The organism is Rhodoligotrophos appendicifer (genome assembly GCF_007474605.1).
In the GTDB taxonomy this organism is placed as follows: Bacteria; Pseudomonadota; Alphaproteobacteria; order Rhizobiales; family Im1; genus Rhodoligotrophos; species Rhodoligotrophos appendicifer.
This window is the reverse complement of sequence record NZ_VHKL01000001.1, coordinates 664,868-680,763: the sequence shown is the minus strand read 5'-3', so window position 1 is coordinate 680,763 and position 15,896 is coordinate 664,868. Positions and strand designations below refer to the sequence as shown.

General features: G+C 60.6%; 16 protein-coding genes. 10 read left to right on the top strand and 6 right to left on the bottom strand.

Annotation, left to right across the window (positions count from 1 at the left end; all coding sequences use genetic code 11):
- Positions 1–21: 21 nt before the first annotated feature.
- Positions 22–1,209, bottom strand: coding sequence for a CDP-alcohol phosphatidyltransferase family protein (locus FKM97_RS03220; RefSeq protein ID WP_170240715.1), 1,188 nt, complete (start codon positions 1,207–1,209; stop codon positions 22–24).
- 288 nt (positions 1,210–1,497) lie between these two features.
- Here FKM97_RS03220 and FKM97_RS03215 point away from each other — a divergent pair, with 288 nt between their 5' ends.
- From FKM97_RS03215 to FKM97_RS03185, 7 genes are all read left to right on the top strand, one after another.
- Complete coding sequence (locus tag FKM97_RS03215) at positions 1,498–2,865, top strand: surface carbohydrate biosynthesis protein (RefSeq protein ID WP_143957668.1); 1,368 nt, start codon at positions 1,498–1,500, stop codon at positions 2,863–2,865.
- 75 nt (positions 2,866–2,940) lie between these two features.
- Complete coding sequence (locus FKM97_RS03210) at positions 2,941–4,035, top strand: Gfo/Idh/MocA family protein (protein ID WP_143957667.1); 1,095 nt, start codon at positions 2,941–2,943, stop codon at positions 4,033–4,035.
- Between the two features lie 18 nt (positions 4,036–4,053).
- Entirely contained in the window at positions 4,054–5,586 is a 1,533-nt protein-coding gene (locus FKM97_RS03205) for an N-acetylneuraminate synthase family protein (protein ID WP_143957666.1), read from the top strand.
- A gap of 1 nt (position 5,587) precedes the next feature.
- Positions 5,588–6,184: an HAD family hydrolase gene (locus tag FKM97_RS03200; RefSeq protein ID WP_170240714.1), complete on the top strand. Its 597-nt coding sequence runs from the start codon at positions 5,588–5,590 to the stop codon at positions 6,182–6,184.
- Positions 6,181–6,894, top strand: a complete 714-nt coding sequence (locus FKM97_RS03195; protein WP_143957664.1) for an acylneuraminate cytidylyltransferase family protein — start codon at positions 6,181–6,183, stop codon at positions 6,892–6,894. The genes FKM97_RS03200 and FKM97_RS03195 overlap by 4 nt, the downstream gene beginning before the upstream one ends.
- 22 nt (positions 6,895–6,916) lie before the next feature.
- Positions 6,917–7,852 (top strand): sulfotransferase, encoded by a 936-nt coding sequence (locus tag FKM97_RS03190; RefSeq protein ID WP_170240713.1) that lies wholly within the window; start codon positions 6,917–6,919, stop codon positions 7,850–7,852.
- Entirely contained in the window at positions 7,849–8,547 is a 699-nt protein-coding gene (locus FKM97_RS03185) for a sulfotransferase family protein (protein ID WP_143957662.1), read from the top strand. The genes FKM97_RS03190 and FKM97_RS03185 overlap by 4 nt, the downstream gene beginning before the upstream one ends.
- Here FKM97_RS03185 and FKM97_RS03180 read toward each other — a convergent pair.
- Positions 8,544–9,341, bottom strand: coding sequence for a class I SAM-dependent methyltransferase (locus FKM97_RS03180; RefSeq protein ID WP_143957661.1), 798 nt, complete (start codon positions 9,339–9,341; stop codon positions 8,544–8,546). The two genes, FKM97_RS03185 and FKM97_RS03180, sit on opposite strands and share 4 nt — an antisense overlap.
- A gap of 187 nt (positions 9,342–9,528) precedes the next feature.
- Between FKM97_RS03180 and FKM97_RS03175 the strand changes: the two genes are divergently transcribed.
- A complete protein-coding gene (locus FKM97_RS03175) occupies positions 9,529–10,464 on the top strand; it encodes a phytanoyl-CoA dioxygenase family protein (RefSeq protein ID WP_143957660.1) in 936 nt (311 codons plus the stop codon).
- Between the two features lie 7 nt (positions 10,465–10,471).
- Here the strand turns inward: FKM97_RS03175 and FKM97_RS03170 are convergent, their stop codons facing one another.
- The gene (locus tag FKM97_RS03170; protein WP_143957659.1) at positions 10,472–11,602 is read right to left on the bottom strand and encodes a class I SAM-dependent methyltransferase; all 1,131 of its coding nucleotides are present in this window, start codon (positions 11,600–11,602) and stop codon (positions 10,472–10,474) included.
- A gap of 274 nt (positions 11,603–11,876) precedes the next feature.
- Here FKM97_RS03170 and FKM97_RS03165 point away from each other — a divergent pair, with 274 nt between their 5' ends.
- Positions 11,877–12,977, top strand: a complete 1,101-nt coding sequence (locus FKM97_RS03165) for a DUF1698 domain-containing protein (RefSeq protein WP_143957658.1) — start codon at positions 11,877–11,879, stop codon at positions 12,975–12,977.
- 6 nt (positions 12,978–12,983) lie between these two features.
- Here the strand turns inward: FKM97_RS03165 and FKM97_RS03160 are convergent, their stop codons facing one another.
- The 3 genes from FKM97_RS03160 to FKM97_RS03150 all read right to left on the bottom strand — a co-directional run bounded on the left by FKM97_RS03160 (position 12,984) and on the right by FKM97_RS03150 (position 15,259).
- Positions 12,984–13,733: a sulfotransferase domain-containing protein gene (locus FKM97_RS03160; protein ID WP_143957657.1), complete on the bottom strand. Its 750-nt coding sequence runs from the start codon at positions 13,731–13,733 to the stop codon at positions 12,984–12,986.
- A gap of 114 nt (positions 13,734–13,847) precedes the next feature.
- On the bottom strand, positions 13,848–14,228 hold the full coding sequence (locus tag FKM97_RS03155) for a hypothetical protein (protein ID WP_143957656.1): 381 nt from the start codon (positions 14,226–14,228) through the stop codon (positions 13,848–13,850).
- Positions 14,229–14,239: 11 nt separating this feature from the next.
- On the bottom strand, positions 14,240–15,259 hold the full coding sequence (locus tag FKM97_RS03150) for a serine hydrolase domain-containing protein (RefSeq protein WP_143957655.1): 1,020 nt from the start codon (positions 15,257–15,259) through the stop codon (positions 14,240–14,242).
- Between the two features lie 155 nt (positions 15,260–15,414).
- On the opposite strand from FKM97_RS03150, the gene phnG reads away from it, so the two are divergent.
- The gene (gene phnG / locus FKM97_RS03145) at positions 15,415–15,891 is read left to right on the top strand and encodes a phosphonate C-P lyase system protein PhnG (RefSeq protein WP_143957654.1); all 477 of its coding nucleotides are present in this window, start codon (positions 15,415–15,417) and stop codon (positions 15,889–15,891) included.
- The last annotated feature ends 5 nt before the right edge of the window (positions 15,892–15,896 follow it).

Genomic DNA, 15,896 nt, shown 5'->3' with positions numbered 1-15,896 from the left:
CCGGTTTCGAACCGGCCTTTTTCATGCCGCCTTGCCGGATTGATAACCCAGGTCCGGATCCGTCAGCTCGATATCTTCGAGCCAGCTCTGGATCGAGATCCCCTGGGAGCGGAGGTAATATGCATATCCCAGACGATAGAGATGGAAGAACAGGCAGAAATAGATCCACACCATCATCGTCATGTAGGCTGTGGACGGATTCGCCAGCAGCGTCACTACGGTGAGAATGACCACGTTGGGATTACGCCGCGCCGTGATCAGGCGAAAATTGGAATCCAGCTCCCGCCATACATGGATCTTCAGACCGAAACTGGAAATGAAGGTCTTTTCCACGAGCTTGCCCGCGATATGGCCGAACACGACAGCGACCAGAACGAGGTCGTGCGCTCCGAGAGAATAATCTTGGAGTCCGTACCACCACGCCACCCACCACAACGGCGGTGCAATCAGGTCGATGCCGTGGTCGAAAATATTGCCCCACTTGCTTGAGGTCGCGGTGACGCGAGCGAGCTTGCCATCGACTGTATCCAACAGCGCCATCAGCCAGGCGCAGGCGAGACCGGAGAGAAAGGAGCCCTGATAGAAGAGGAGCAGGGTCGCTATGGAAGCCAGCAGGCTGACGAAGGTGACCTGGTTCGGCGAGATGCCTGCCCACGCACAGAATTTCACGAGACGGAAGGCGATGCTCGGCCAAAGATATTTGGTCACGGCGTCGGTCACGCCCTTGTAGGACGCATCGAACAGCTTGCGTTCAATGACCGGGGCCGCCGCGGGCGTCACCAGCTCGGCGAAGGCATCCTGCCGCTTGCGGAGAAATTTATTATGCGATCCCGCCAATTGCGGAGCTGTCAGCGCCCGAAAACTTCCAGAATTCTGCCAAGCGCCTCGGTCGCCAAGCAGCGCTTTTGCCTGGGCGATCTGATCCGGTGTACAGCAACACGCCACGGGCCGGCCGTCATCCATGACCAAGAGGGTTCCGGGACGGTCAGCCAAGGCATCGATGACGATATCGTCGAGTACGGCCTCCGCCCGGATGAGCATTACCGGGCCAGGGCCCTGGGGAGCGTTTTCGATGACCTGGATCGCGAAACGCGCGAGCAGTCGGCGGGTTCGCTCAGCCGGGGGGAGATTCCAAAGAAGGACAGGTGTCGCCCCTATGAAGCAGGCGTATTGCGCCCTGACCATGGCTGTGTCGTCGGCAACCGTCATCGAGATACCCCTGACCATCTCGGATGGTCGTTATACAAATGACACTGAACACTGGGATCGTAGTCTGTTGGGACCGATTCGCTTCCATCCCTAAACTGAACCGAACTTCCGTTCCAGTACAGCTTTGCGGCGGAATAGAGGCCTAATGTAGGAAAGAGTTGCCGGCCACCGAAGCCTGCAACCAGGCTGTGCAGTTTGCCTTTACCTTCCAGGAGTGGTAGGAGGTCCGCGCTCAGAGCATCAATTTTGAGGCGCATAGCCTTCGCATGCCTCGGATCTTCATCGAAAATGTCTCGCGCGCTGCCGAGTAATCTGCTGCTTCCCGTCGAAACCTTGAACCGGGAGTTCGACGGCAAGCTTCTCCTGTCGATGCTGGCGGTACAGCGTGGTTTAAAGCCCATTATCGGCGGCCGCACAAAGATCCATGCCTCTCTCGGGCGTCTGCCGACGTCGATCTATCTGTCGAAAGGCATCCGGACCGGCAACAAAGCCATCATGGCGCTGCTCGAATCCCTCGGTCATGTCGTGGTCGCGCTCGACGAAGAAGCCTTGATCCGGGTCGATGACGACGCCCTCCTGATGATGCTGGACGAGGTTACCTTCAACCGCTGCCGACTGCTCTATGCCTGGGGCGAAAGCAATGCCGCGGTGTGGCGAAAATTCAGCGGCTACCGCGCGACGCCGATCCTCAATGTCGGTAATCCGAGAATGGACCTTCTGCGGCCGGAGGTCAGGGGGTACTTCAACGAGGATGTCGCCGAGCTTCGGGAGCGTTTCGGTGAGTTCGTGCTGTTCAGCAGCAATTTCTCGCTGGTCAATCATTACATTCCCGATCACGTGCGAATGCGCTTTGCCGAAGGGGCCGACGAGGAGGAGGCGACGTCCTTCCGCAGCACGTTGCTCGACCACAAACGCGCGTTGTTCGAAGCGTTCAAGCGTCTATTGCCGCGGCTCGGTCAGGCCATCGCTCCGAAAGCCCTGATCATCCGCCCGCATCCCTCCGAGGATGCCGGCGTATGGAAGGCGTTGGCGGAAGGGCATGAGAATATCATCGTCGTCCATGAAGGGCCGATCGCCCCTTGGCTCGCCGCGGCGACCGCGCTTGTCCATAGCGGGTGCACCAGCGGCGTCGAAGCCGCAGTCCTGGATACGCCCGCCTTCGCCTTCCGCCCCATGGACAGCCTCTCGGGCGAGGCCGCGCTGCCCAACGAGGTGAGCATCTGCTGCGCGGATCCAGACGACCTCATCGAGCGGGTGTGCCAGGTGGTCAAAGGCAAGCCGGGTGCGGGCAGGCTCGAAGCGGAGCAGAGAATTCTCCTGGCCCATCATATCGCCTCTCTCGAGGGCTCGCTCAGCTGCGAGCGCATCCTGGACAGTCTGGACGATCACCGCAGCCTTTTGCAGGAGAGCCGTCCGTCGGAAGGCTCCCGCTGGAAAGGCATGATCAAGCTTTACCGGCGCAATGCACTTCGTGCGGTCCGCAGCCGCATCCGCGGCAACAAAAGCAGTCGGGAGTATACTGCGCATAAATTTCCGGGCATCTCCGTCGCCGAAGTCAACCGGCGGATCGCTCGGTTTCGCGGCGTGCGGCCGGAGCTCCCCGCCGTGGAGGCGCGACAGATTTCCACGGACATCTTTGCCATCGAGCGGGTTTAACGGAATTTATTCGCGTTGAACGAGTCTGGCCGACCGTGCAAAGAGAGCCCCGGAGCTTGGTTAGGAATTTAGTGCATGCATCGCATCAGGATCATCGGCGCCGGGTCTATCGGCAATCATCTCGCCCATGCGGCCCGAAGCCGTGGATGGGCGGTGGTGCTGACCGACAATGATCCCGCCGCCCTGGATCGTGCCCGGGACAGCATCTACCCGCAACGCTACGGGGCCTGGGACGCAGAGATCGAACTCACAGACAGCGCCTCGGCCCTGGCCGATGCGGCCGACCTCGTCTTCATCGGCACACCGCCCGACAGTCATATCGCCCTGGCCATGGCCACCCTGGATCAGGCGAAGACGAAGGCCATCCTCATCGAGAAGCCGGTTTGCGGACCCGACCTCGCTGGGTGTCAGGACCTGTTCGAGCTTGGACGCGCCAAGGGCGTCTTCCTCGGCGTCGGCTATAATCACACGCTGGGGCGGAACACCATCGAAGCGGAGACGATCATCGCCAGCGGCATGCTTGGCCGGGTATCCACGATCTCAGCCTCTATTCGCGAGCATTGGGCGGGCATCTTCCAGGCGCATCCCTGGCTCAGCGGTCCCGCGGCCTCCTATCTCGGATTTTCGACTCGCGGCGGGGGTGCCGCCGGGGAGCATTCCCACGGCTTCAACATCTGGCAGCATTTCGCTCATGTCCTCGGTGCCGGCAAGGTCGCGGAGGTCACAGCGAGGCTCGAGATGGTCGAAGAGAATGGCTGCAATTATGATCGCCTTTGCTTCGCGACCCTGAAGACCGAAGAGGGCCTCATGGGAGACGTCCTCCAGGACGTCGTGACCGCGCCGTCCGAGAAGCGCGTCCGCATCCAGGGCGAGGGCGGCTATGTCGACTGGCGCATCGGCTACCGCCCCGGCGCCGACGCCGTCCTGTCGGCCAAGGGCGCAGAAAAGCCTGACGAGCTCATCATCGAAAAGACCCGGCCCGACGACTTCAAGGCGGAAATCGCCCATATGGAGCAGGTGCTGGAGGGAAAGGTCACATCGTCCCCCATTTCCCTCGAGCGCGGGCTGGACACCATGATGGTCATCGCCGCCGCATTCAAATCCAATGCGGATCGGCGTACCGTTTCCATTGACTGGAGCCGCGGCTACCGGCCCGAGGCCCTGCGCTGACATAGAGGTAAATGATCCATGCGTCCCCAGGTCAAGTTCGACGAACTCTTCATCTATGATCTCGCCAACAATCATCAGGGCGACATGGAGCATGCCCGCAACATCGTCCGCCAAGTCGGGCGTGCCAATCGGGAGGCCGGCGTTCGTGGCGCCCTGAAGTTCCAGTTCCGCCAGCTCGATTCCTTCATCCATCCAGACTATCAGACCAGGACGGACATCAAGTTCATCAAGCGCTTCAGCGAGACGCGGCTGTCCATGGACGCGTTCGCCGAGCTCGCGGATGCAGTACGGGCCGAAGGCATGCTGACCATGAGCACGCCTTTCGATGAGGAAAGCGTCGATATCATCCGCGACATGGGCCTGGACATCATCAAGATCGCCAGTTGCTCGGCAGACGACCGGCCGCTGCTGGAGAAGGTCGCCCGTGCGCGCATGCCGGTGGTGGCCTCGACTGCCGGCCTGCGCATCGAGGAGGTCGATTGGCTGGTGAACTTCCTCGAGAGCGAGCGGGTCGAATTTGCCCTCATGCATTGCGTGGCGCTGTATCCGACACCGGACGATAAGCTTCAGCTGAACCAGGTCGGTGCTTTCGTGAAGCGCTATCCGACGGTTCCGATCGGCTGGTCGACCCATGAGGACCAGAACAATACGGCCGCGATCCAGATCGCCTATGCCAAGGGGGCGAGGCTGTTCGAGCGCCATGTCGGCCTGAATACGGAGACCTATAGGCTCAACGACTATTCCTCGACGCCCGAGCAGCTCGACACATGGCTCGCCGCCTATCAATCCGCCCGGGCGATGCTGGGGGGCGACGAGCGCTCGCCCTCGTCGCTGGAGGAGCGCAAGACCCTGGCGGACCTCAAGCGCGGAGCCTTCGTCCGCCGTCCGATCGCGAAGGGCGAGACCATCGGTGAGGAGGACGTGTTCTTTGCCATGCCGACCCAGGAGGGACAGCTGTTCAGCGGCCAGTTCCGCGAGGGCCTCGTCGCCGACCGCGACTACGCGGTGAACGAAGCCCTGTCGGAAACTTTGTCCACGCAGGACATGGACGATGAGCATCTGGTCTATCAGATCATGTTGCAGGTCCGCGCCATGCTGAACAAGGCGGGCATCCATATCAACGAAGACGCCTCCATCGAGATTTCACATCATTACGGCCTACGGCGCTTCCGCGAATATGGCGCGGTGATCATCACCTGCATCAACCGGACCTATGCGAAGAAGCTCGTCATCCAGCTGCCGCGCCAGAAGCATCCCTATCATTTCCACAAGCAAAAGGAGGAGACGTTCCAGCTCCTCGATGGCGATCTGGAGATCTCGAAGGAAGGCAAGCGCTTCTCGATGCAGCCGGGCGACACGCTGCTGGTGGAGCCTTCGACCTGGCACAAGTTCCACACCCTGGACGGTGCGATTTTCGAAGAGGTCTCGACGACGCATTTCAACAATGACAGCTTCTACGAGGATCCGGCGATCGCCAAGCAGGACCGCGACCAGCGGAAGACCAAGGTCGATAACTGGCTGGCCTATTTCCGCACCCAGCATGCGCTTTGACGTGATCGTTTTCGACTTCGACGGGACCCTGGTGCAGTCGGTGGACATCAAGGCTCAGGCCTTTTTCGACGTGTTCCCAGGGTCGGTCGAGTACAAGAAAATCATCGGTGGCGTGCTCACCGAGGACCCCGATGGATCGCGGACCCGCGTCATCCCCATCATGTGGCAGCGCATGGTCGAGGCTGGCCTGCCACTGCCGGCCGGTCAATCTCCGCAAGACCGCATCGACGCCTATGGCGAGGAGGTCTTCCGGCGCGTCGCCGTCTGCCCCGAAATGGCCGGCGCGACCGATCTGCTGCATGCCCTGCACAACCAGACTGCCGTCTATGTCGCTTCGAACACGCTCGATGCTCCCCTGAAGGCGCTTCTTCAAGAGCGTGGCTGGACCGATCTTCTGTCGGGCGCCTTCGGCTTTCCACATCGCAAGGCCGACGTCCTGCTGTCGCTCCTGCTCTCGCATGAAACAACGCCGGACCGGATCATGATGGTGGGCGACGGCCCCAGCGATGCAGATGCGGCTCGGCGGGCCGGCACGGAGTTCTTTCCCGTCCGCGGCGCCGATGCGCTCATCGAGCTGAACAAGGCGCTGTTTACATGATCGACGGGCATCGCATTCTCGTGGTGGTGCCGGCGCGCGGCGGCAGCCAAGGCGTGAAGCTCAAGAACCTGCGCGAAGTCGGGGGCGTGCCGCTTGTCGCGCGCGTCGGCGCCGTCGTCAGGGCTCTCAGTCTCATTGACCGCGCGGTCGTTTCGACGGACCATGAGGAGATCGCCCGCGTCGCCGAATCATCGGGACTGGAGGCGCCTTTCCGGCGGCCGGAAAGTCTTTCCGGGCCGCGCATCGGAGACCTTGAGGTTCTGACCCATGCCACCGAGGAAATGGAGAGGCGGGACGGTTGCGTCTACGACGTCATCGTCATGCTGCAGCCGACATCGCCCAGCCGGACGCCGGAGCATGTCGAGCGGACAATCCATCGGCTGATCGAAGAGAAGCTGGATGCGACGTGGACCGTGAGCGAAACTGACAGCAAGGCGCATCCCTTGAAGCAGATGACGATCTCGGGCGACGGTGCACTCGGGCTCTATGACCAGGCGGGCGCGACGATCATCGCCCGGCAGCAATTGCAGCCTGTGTATCATCGCAACGGCATTGCCTATGCCTTTCGTAGAAAGACGCTGCTCGAGGACAAGACGATCCTTCCGGCCCGCACAGGCGCCATCGTGATCGAGGGAGAGGTCGCCAATATCGATACGGAGCTGGATCTGCTCTGGGCAAACTTCCTGTTGGAGCGCGCCGAGAAAATTTGAAGCAACTGGGCTGGAGGGGCCGTTGAACGAGAAGGCGAAGATCGACGTCGATTCCGGCAATCCGGACTGGGTTGATCACGCGGTCCTGGTATATGGGCCGCGCAAGGCCGGGACGACGCTGTTTCAAAACCTGCTCGACGGGGGTCAGGAGCTGCTTGCCTATCCTGCCGAACTGAAGCTGAAGGCGTTCGTGAAATACCCGCTCAGGGGCGAGGCGGTGTCACGTTATGCCCAGACGTCGCGTGTACCGGAAGTCAACTCGCGGCTTTTGTCCATCGAAGGCTATCGCAGCAGCTGGCGCAAGGCGGCGGAGCGTGCCGACTGGCATCCAGACCTGCGTGAGCTCATCCGGCTGGATGCCGAAACCGTTCTGGAGAATTGTGGTGCCAAACCGTCCCGCCTGAGCCTCTGGTGCGCCAAGGAGGTCGGGGGCGATACGGACAAGATCGTCTCGCTCTGGCGGAAAATGTTCCCACTGGGACGCATCCTCTTCATCTTCCGCGATCCTCTGATGATCACCCGGGCGGTTCTCAACGATCGGCGGCGCAAGGGGATTACGCTGTCGGCTGCCGAAATCGCCCACGAGACACTGGATCCCCTGCGCGTGGTCGCCGCTCAGTCCCGCTACCTCGGCGACCGCGACGTCTTTGCCCTGTCCTATGAAGATCTCGTCCGGGATCCGCGCGCAGTGATGGCCAGGGTCGCGAGTTTTCTGGGCATTCAGATGGAGGATGTCTTCACAAGGCCGACGATCTTCGGTGAAGATGTCGTCGTGCGCACGGCCTCACGGAGCGACAAGGAGGTTTTTGTCGAGGACAGGGAATGGTTCGAGGGCCTGACCAAAAGGGAGCAGTTCGTGGTGAAAGCGACGTCCCGGCTCTCCAAGGTCAATCCCCGATACAGGCTCGATTACCCGCAGTTGCGCCGGGCAGTGGCGGAGGGAGTGCGAAGGCCTTGATCGTCTCGCACAAGCACCGCTTCATTTTCCTGAAGACCCGCAAGACCGCGAGCACAAGTACAGAGCTCGTCCTTTTCCCTCACTGCGGGGACGGGGATATCATCACGCCGCTCACACCCACGGACCTGACGCGCCGATATGGGCACCGCGCCCGCAATCATCTGAGATCGACCTTTCCGTTCGATCCACGGCCGCTCATCCATCGTTTTCGGCCGGTCGAGGGAAGTCGCAGCATCGATTTCCACGATCACATTCATGCGCGTGACGTTCGGAGCTATGTCGGCGAGAAGATCTGGAACAGCTATTTCAAGTTCAGCTTCGAGCGGAACATCTATGATCGCCAGGTGTCCTGGTATCATTATCGCACCAAGAAACCCGAGCATGCGCGGAAATGGCCAGACTTTCGCACCTTCCTCATGCGGTCGCCCAGAGCCAAGATCGATAATTTCCTGATCTATACGATTGAAGGACGACCCGTTGTCGATTTCATGGGGCGCTATGAGACGCTCGAACCCGATCTTCGTGCCGTGATGAAGTTGATCGGCCTCCCGGAGCCCGCCGAGATGCCTTTCGCCAAAGGCGAGATCCGTCCCCGGCGCGAGCGCTCCTATCGAGATTATTACGATGACGAGACGAAGGCGCTGGTGGAGAGCTGGTATCCCGGGGAGAGAGAGCTGTTCGGGGATGTGTTCTAGAGACGCTCCAGCCACTCGCGCCCGAGGGCGAATTCTATCTGGCGGCGGTTGATCTTACCAAGCGGCAGTTCAACCAGTTCAAACAGGTGGATATCGCCGGCCGCCTCATACCGGTAGGTCCAGTTGCGCTGGAGGTTGGCTTTCAGAAACCGAGCATTGGCGGTCCGGCCGTCGACAAGGATCAATGTTCCCGGCAGCAGGAAATGCTCAATGGTCAGAATGTCGGCCGCCATGGGCATCCGATCGGGAGCCCTTGTCGAGATGCCCCTCACGTCGCCGTCCACTGAAAACTGGCTTGGTGCATCGAGATAGATGAAGTCGGGGCAGATATTCGGCAGCGTCCGGTACAGGGTGCAGATACGGTCTGCAAAACTGGCCATCTCGCAGGGGCTGAAATGCAGTGTCACGACGGGCTTCAATTCGGCCGTCAGCGACTGCAGGGTGAGATCGATGAACTCCTGCATGTCGTCGAGGGAATGCAGCTCGAAGGGGTTGCTCCGCCGCAATGCCGCGACCTCACCGGCATAGTCGGCTCGATTGAGGGCAAGGGCGTGAGCGAGGATCAAGGTCGACCGGCCAACACCAAATTCGAGCACCGTCGTGACCTTGCGCTCGCGCACCAGCTTGTGCAGCCGCACCAGATCCGCCCATTGAGGGGGAAAGGGGGTATTATTCGAAGGGTTGACGCTGTCATAGGCACTTTCGACGTCACCAAAAGTGATGAGGGCGTCGAGTTGTGCAGCCCGCACATAGGACTCGAGTTCGGCCGTAGACATCGGGTTCAGGAATTGCACGAGCTTAGACTTCTGCTTTTGATCGATCTCGCTGCGTTTTATCTGAAACAGCAACCGAGGCAACTCTTCTCGCAAAATAACGAGCAGGCGCGAAATCCGATCCTGCAGGTTGAGAACTTGGCTTGCCATCTGTAAAGGAGGGCCGTACTGCTTTATCGGTAATGCGAGATCTTCGCAGGAGTGAACGATGGATGCCGAGGGCTTTCTGACCGCTGAGACCCCCTATCGCTACAGGATGAGCCGGCGGATCAATCTCTTCCTCGCCAAGAAGCTGAAGGTGGCGCGCGTTCCCGCCATTCGAGCCAGCAAAGCCTTCAATGTCCTGATGAGCCCCATGGCGCAGCTCCGTCGCAAGCGCGCGGCCGAATCGCTGCCGGCGGCAAGTGGCGCAAAGTTTGCGCTGTCGCAGGAGCAGGGCTACCGCCTCATCGGGCCGACGGAAATTCCCGACGTTCTGCCGGCCATCAAACAGGCCGAGGCCATCTACAATGCGGCCGTGGATGCGGGCAAGAAAGCCGGTCAAGGCAAGGATAAGAATTATCTTTTCCCGATGGCCCGCGGGGCCGATCTCGCTCAGTACACGGACATCATGCGCCTTGCGGTCAATCGCGACGTCCTCGATGCCGTTTCGAAATATCTCGGTGCTGTGCCCATCGTCAGTCAGATTTCCGTCCTTGTCAGTCCTCCCAATGAGAGCCAGATCGGAAGTCAGCTCTATCATCTCGATTTCGCCGACGAGAAGCAGGTGAAGTTCTTCACCTATGTGCATGATGTTGGTCCCGAGAGCGGCCCCTTCACCTTCGTTCCGGTGGCCGAAAGCGAGACGCTGGTGAAGAAGTTCGGCTATGACCGTGGCCGTCTGTCCCTGGAGGAGGTGACCGGCGTCGTTGGCGAGTCAGGACAGGTCCAGGTCATGGGTCCGGCCGGCTCGGGTTTCCTCGTCGATACCTCGCGATGCCTGCATTACGGCTCGAACCGGAACAAGACGACCCGCGTCGCCCTGCTGATCCAATACACTCCGCATACGGTTCCCGAGCAGCTTCCAACCGTCTGGCCCACCGAAAAGCTCAAGAAGCAACTTGGCCTGGACGAGATCCAGACCATGGCACTGTCCCTGGATTGATCGATCCTCAAGTGCCGTACAGGTCCCGGACGGCGTCCCGCCAGTGCGCGCCGTCCTGGATCGAGCCGTCATCCGTATCGAAGCGAACGAGCCAGCGGCGCGTCTCTGGGCGTTTCTGATTTTCCGCCAGGGCGAACCAGTCTTCGTACCAGGGCAAAAGAAAACGATCGTCCTGATAGGAGTCTCTGAGCCTCAGGATCTTCGCGCTGTAGCGCGCATCGGGATCAGCCATCTCGCTCCGCTGGAACTGCTGGCGCAGTCGATCAGGCGGCGGCAGGAGCGTGACGAACGTCACCCTCTCCGGCTCCGCCAGGATCGCGGGCAACGGGTCGCCATGCTCCGGATCGAGAGATTTGTTGAGGCGGCGCAACAAATTATACATGACGATGACATTCTGGGTCTTCGGGATCCAGCCGCTGAAGAAATCCTCGGCCTTCACGATCTCCCAGTCCGCCTCGTCCAGGGCCAGCCGGCGCCGGAAAAGAGGATCCCGCAGGATTCTTTCGGCAATCGTGCTCTTTCCCCCCGACGTCGGCGCACAGACGACGACCATGTGCCCGATGCGTCGCTTATCGGCGATCATCACAGCGCGCCGATGGCCATCGTAAGGACACCAGCGTAAAGGCTCGAACAGCGGTGATTCGCCGTTCACCAGCGTCTCGATGGCGGATCTGGTAAACCGGCGAACGGAGACGCCTGAGCCTTGCGCATCCCTGTCCTGACGCACAAGCATGAGAGCTTCGCCGGACGCCATGGCTGCGAGCGGGGAGATTTGTCCCCGTAACGCATCACGCCAGGTGAAAATCGGCAGATCCACGGCCAGTCTGCTCCGGGTCAGAGAGATGAGCCTTCGCAGCACCGATACAGGCTCCGGCGCCCGATCGAGCACGCCGCTGCAGAACACCAGATCGAAGGTTTCGCCACCATCCTGCCAGTCTGCCAAGGTTTTCCCCAGGTGCTCGACACCCTCGCCTGACCTAATCTCCCGTTGTCCGAGATAGACCACCCGCTCCACGCCTTGCCGAGCAGCGGCAGCGGCAATCGTTCCATCGCCTCCAATTTCCGCCACAGTTCGAGCGTTCAGATTATGGAGAACTCCACCCGGGCCAAGGGCTGCGGATGCGGCTGAGACGGTCAATTCCAGTATCCGGTCAAGTTGTGCGGTCCAAAACGACGAAATCAGCTCATGCTATGAGCCAGCTAGACTTGCAAGTCGAGGGCGGAGGCGGTAACGCATTGCGACTTTTTCAGTCGTGTAAGAATTCGTTGGAGTCATTAGTTTGAGCATCGAGTGGACCAAGTCTCAAATCGAGGAACTCCTCGCCAGTCGTAAGCTCACTTATCAAAATGTGGATTTACCGTTTGGTCTTTCGACCGGTGGTGCGGATCGTTCGCCCACGGCGGAGGCTATCATGCTGAAGGACATGAAAGGTCGATCAGTCCTGGATATCGGCTGCATGTACGGATATTTTTGCTTCGAGGCGGAAAAGCGGGGCGCAACGCGAATGTTGGGCGTCGATATCGAGCCGTTGAATGTCGAGAACTCCAGTCTTCTCGGCCAGGTCCTTGGATCCAAGGCCGAATTTCGAAAGCTCGACATCGAGGCGGCCGAACTGGGCGAAAAGTTCGACGACATCTTCTGCCTGAATGTCCTCCATCACATGCGCAATCCGATTGGCGTGCTCGAGAAGCTGATTGCCGCCACGAGAGATCGCCTCGTCCTCGAAGTTGCTTCGCTCGGCGAAGGCGACCGGCGGAAGCTCGGCATAGCCAGGCTTTCGGCCGCCTTCCTGAAGCGGTTTCCCATCATGTATGTGACGAATGCCGCCGGCAAACGTCGCGGCAGCAACGAGCTTTTCTTCTTCACACCCGCGGCGATCAAGAATTTGCTGATGGAGCATCGGAAGATGTTCGCCAAGGTTGATGTCTTTCCCTCGGGGCACAAGGATGGGCGCTTCATCGTCATCGCCCAGAAGCGCCGCATCGACAATCTCGTTGTGATTGCCGGCCCGACATCGGCAGGAAAATCGACGCTCCTGGAGAACATTTCCAATGGCACCCGCAAGGAAATCGCGCAGCAGCTCGGCATAGATGATCCGAAATCCTGGGTTACCGCGGGGATCCGGTCCTTGCCGCCGCTGGATGGGACTGGGAGCCGCAATCTCATTCTGCATTACGACATCACCCGCCGGCAGTTCGGAAATCCCATCGCGCGTTCGCAGTATGACCTGCACGACCTCATCTCGATCGCTGACAAGGTGACATTCCTGACGCTGAAGCTTCCACAAGACCGCCTCCTGCGCCAGCATGAGGACGGCACGATGAAGCCTCAGACCGTCGCCGGTCACTTCAAGGGCACGCCTAAGCACAAGAAGATCGCCGAGATGTACGGCAGCCCGGAGATGGTCGAGTCACTCTACCAGGAATGGTTCGAGGTCAGCGGGAAGTATGCCGGCGAGCATTTCACCATCGCGTCGAGCGATGGGAGCGAACTCGTGCGACTTGCAGGCTGAGGCGGCTCAGCCGTTGACGCCATAGCGTGTCATGAGGTCCTTGCAATAAGCCAGGTCGTCATCGTCCAGCGAGTTCGTGAAGCCGCCGACCTTGCCACTGCGGACGACCATCTGGCCGTCCGGTGCATTCGTGCGACGAAAGCGTTCGCCGAATTGCTCCTTCAGTTCACCCGAGCGCTCCCGTTGCTTCATATTCTCGAAGCTCGCTGCCTCGACCGCTTTGCGGATGGTGGGTTCCGTGACGAAGGGGCAGTGCAGGAAATCCGTCAGGGCTTTTAGGGTCTCGACCGGCTTGGTCCGAAGATCCTCGTAACTCACCTCATGATAATCCCGGAACCGCTCGCGGTCGTCGCGGATCACCTTTTGAAACGCCACGATCCTCTCGAAGCCATGGCGGTCGTCCCGGATCATTTCCTTGAAGGTCCCGCCCCAGCCGTCCTTCTTCGTCATGTGATAGAAATAGGAAACGATCACGTCGCGCGGATCGCGCGTGAGATGGACCACGCGTTTGTTGTAGAGCCGCTCGTTGAAGCGAGAGACTTCCGATGGCAGCAGCCGCATGTCGCCCTTGGCGCCGGCATGGGTGAACTGCGGATCAACCCCCAGATCATGCAGCATGACCCGCAGCCAAGTCCGACCCGAGCGCGGGAAGGACACGATCCTGACCCGCTGCGTCTTGACCACGGCATTGTGGAAAAAACGCTTCAGACTTGCGTCCTGAAAGAGGAGGACCTTGTTTCCCCGACTGTCGAGCATCCGCGATTCCCTGGCATGACCATGGACATGGCCCAATTGTGCCGAAGAACTGCCAGAATTCCCGAGGGCTGGCCAGCAGGAATTCACAGGCTGAGGCTGTGAATTCCCGCTCTGCTAGCGTCCGATTTCACCATGCATGCGGGTATTCTCGCTCCGATAGAGGTCGACGTCAGAGAACCCGGCGGGTTTGCCGGTGAAGTAGATCCGCTCTGCGAGATTACCCTGGGCCTGACCGCCTCGGACTTGCTTGCGGCGCGCCTCCAGCGCAGCTTGAGACGGATAGGAGACGCGCGCAAAGGGTTCCCAGACGAGTTCGCCAGCGGCGCGGAACGCCTGAAGGTAGATGGTGGGTCCCGAGGTGCGCGTCTGCACGATGAAGCGGTTGCCGTTATAGGCGAAAATGGGATTTTGTTCCGCCGCCACTCCCGGCGAGATTGGGAAAGTCATTGTTAGAAAGAGTAAGAAAATCGCCCCTGTATGCCTGATCACCGACATGTCACGGATCCTCACGATCGCCCGCCCCCGGCCTCTGTTTCCGCAATGATTTCCGCCACCAAGCCGTGCAGACCGTCGCGGTAGCCGGTCCGCGCCGAAGGCTGCCCAGGGTCGGAAGTGATGACCACCGTCAGTTCCAGCGATGGAATGATATACAGCATCTGCCCGCCATAGCCCCAGGCGTAACGCACATCGTGATCGGCGATCCGGCGCAGGAACCAGCCATATCCATAACCGTCACCATTGTAACGGGAGGTGGTGCGCTGCTGCCAGGACTGCTGGATCCAAGCGGCGGGGACGACCTGCTGTCCCTCAGGCGTCTTGCCGCCATTGCGGTAGAGTTCGCCAAAGGCCAGCAGCGAGCTCGGACGCATCGCCATTTCGTTGCCGCCGAGATAGACGCCCTGCGGGTCGCGTGCCCAGGCACTGATGGCAAATCCGTCGACCGGGCCCAGCCAGTCCTGCGCAAGGGCGAAGGTGGAACGGCCGGTCTCGCGGGTCAAAATTGCCGACAGAAGGTGCGTCGAGCCGGTCGAATAGAGCATCTGCCCGCCCGGATCGTCTGCAAAGGGCTGTGCCAATGCCGACCGGACCCAGTTGGCGCTCGACACCCAGCGGCCGTAATTGGGACCGGAGGTGCGTCCCAGTCCCGCCTGCATGGAGAGGAGATTTCCGATGGTGACGTCTTCGAGGCGCGGATCGGCATCCTGCGGCAGGTCACGCTTCAGGAGAGGCGCAATTTTCTGGTCCGTGTCGGACAGCACGCCCTTGTCGATCGCGATGCCGACCAAGGCCGAAACGACCGACTTCGACGCCGACTTGATGTTCCTCGGCGCTGAAAGGGAAGCGCCGCCATAGGCCTGTTCCCCGACGACGTCCCCGTCTTTGGCGATGATGAGGGTCCGCAAAGGGTCGAGCTCCGCCGCCTTCTGTATCACCGCCGCATAGGCTTCGCGCGACGGTGCGGCCATTGCTGCACCGGGCACCAAAGGGGCGGTCAGGAGGAGAGACAAGAAGGTTCTGCGCTGCATCGCCCTCAACTGGGGTGATCACAGCCGATAATCACCTCCACGGCCGAGGAATCCGCGAAAAATCACGCCAAATTGACCAAAGGCCCGTTTCGGGTGTCATGCGATCGAGATCCGACCGTCACCAAACCTTCAACTGCGCGTGATTGAAGGTGCCGATGACGACTTTGCTTTCAGACACTGAACCCTCCACCCCCTTGCGACAGCACTGGATGTCCGTCCTCGCCAAGGCGCCGAGCGAGACCCTGGCGCGGCATTGGGCGGAGGAACCGACACGTCCCTCCTATCGCATGCTCAGGGCGCCGGAAACGGGGCTCGTCATGCTGCGCGGCAGGATCGGCGGGTCAGGTGCGCCCTTCAATGTCGGAGAGGCCACGGTGACGCGCTGTGCGGTCGAGCTCGACGGCGCTGCGGTCCTCGGACAGGCCTATGTGATGGGGACGGATCTGAGGCATGCGGAGATCGCCGCGGTCTATGACGCCCTGCTTCAGCACGGCGAAGCGCGGGCGCGGATCCTGGATTCGGTCATCACTCCCCTGGCCGCCGCCCAAGCCCGAAAGCGGCACGAACGGGCGTCGAAGGCTGCCGCGACAAAGGTCGATTTCTTCACGCTGGTTCGCGGTGAAGACGAATGAGGCTC

Coding starts and splice junctions, on each gene's coding strand:
- FKM97_RS03220 (WP_170240715.1), bottom strand. CDS start 1,209: ATGACGGTTGCCGACGACACAGCCATGGTCAGGGCGCAATACGCCTGC.
- FKM97_RS03215 (WP_143957668.1), top strand. CDS start 1,498: ATGTCTCGCGCGCTGCCGAGTAATCTGCTGCTTCCCGTCGAAACCTTG.
- FKM97_RS03210 (WP_143957667.1), top strand. CDS start 2,941: ATGCATCGCATCAGGATCATCGGCGCCGGGTCTATCGGCAATCATCTC.
- FKM97_RS03205 (WP_143957666.1), top strand. CDS start 4,054: ATGCGTCCCCAGGTCAAGTTCGACGAACTCTTCATCTATGATCTCGCC.
- FKM97_RS03195 (WP_143957664.1), top strand. CDS start 6,181: ATGATCGACGGGCATCGCATTCTCGTGGTGGTGCCGGCGCGCGGCGGC.
- FKM97_RS03175 (WP_143957660.1), top strand. CDS start 9,529: ATGGATGCCGAGGGCTTTCTGACCGCTGAGACCCCCTATCGCTACAGG.
- FKM97_RS03165 (WP_143957658.1), top strand. CDS start 11,877: ATGCTGAAGGACATGAAAGGTCGATCAGTCCTGGATATCGGCTGCATG.
- FKM97_RS03160 (WP_143957657.1), bottom strand. CDS start 13,733: ATGCTCGACAGTCGGGGAAACAAGGTCCTCCTCTTTCAGGACGCAAGT.
- FKM97_RS03155 (WP_143957656.1), bottom strand. CDS start 14,228: ATGTCGGTGATCAGGCATACAGGGGCGATTTTCTTACTCTTTCTAACA.
- FKM97_RS03150 (WP_143957655.1), bottom strand. CDS start 15,259: ATGCAGCGCAGAACCTTCTTGTCTCTCCTCCTGACCGCCCCTTTGGTG.
- phnG (WP_143957654.1), top strand. CDS start 15,415: ATGACGACTTTGCTTTCAGACACTGAACCCTCCACCCCCTTGCGACAG.